At 55.0% G+C, this 520-nt stretch carries 1 protein-coding gene; it reads left to right on the top strand.

Translation table 11 applies throughout. The features are described from left to right. Window positions 1–520: hypothetical protein (locus H8A95_RS43535; protein ID WP_229188522.1), on the top strand; the 520-nt coding region annotated here is incomplete at both ends.

The following is a 520-nucleotide window of genomic DNA, read 5'->3' on the forward strand; positions in this document are numbered from 1 at the left end:
ATCCGGTCAAAGAGAGAAAGGGACAGCACTGTGATTGTGCAGCCAGACATACAGATCAAGGAGTTAAACGCTGCTGCCGCAGGCGAGCTTGTGAGGCTGGATTTCGGAGGAGCATCCGCGCTCGCCATCGTTATGCGACAGACACCTCAAGGCGTCGTCTGTGCTTTCCTTGAGACACGCGATGAGGCTAGGGCACCGTTCTTTCTGGCGGTGTCGACGGAAGGCGCCATGTGCATGTCTTACGGCAAGGACTGGTCGCTAGACCTAACCTTTGACACCGAGACCTACCCCGGCAATGGCGACTACGTTGACAAGCATGGAGTCATCCATGTTGGGGAAACAGCAGTGGCCATCAATCTAAATCGGCCACCGGGCAACATTCAGTTGAGTGCTGGCGCGTTCGACCTAAAGACATTTAGAACACTCGACGTTCATCGGAGAACGTATGCTCCCGTGACATCGTGGAAGATTTGGCATGCCGCGACTACGAAGCACGAGCCAAACGCGAAACCGCTCTATG

This window comes from Bradyrhizobium oropedii, assembly GCF_020889685.1.
Lineage (GTDB): Bacteria > Pseudomonadota > Alphaproteobacteria > Rhizobiales > Xanthobacteraceae > Bradyrhizobium > Bradyrhizobium oropedii.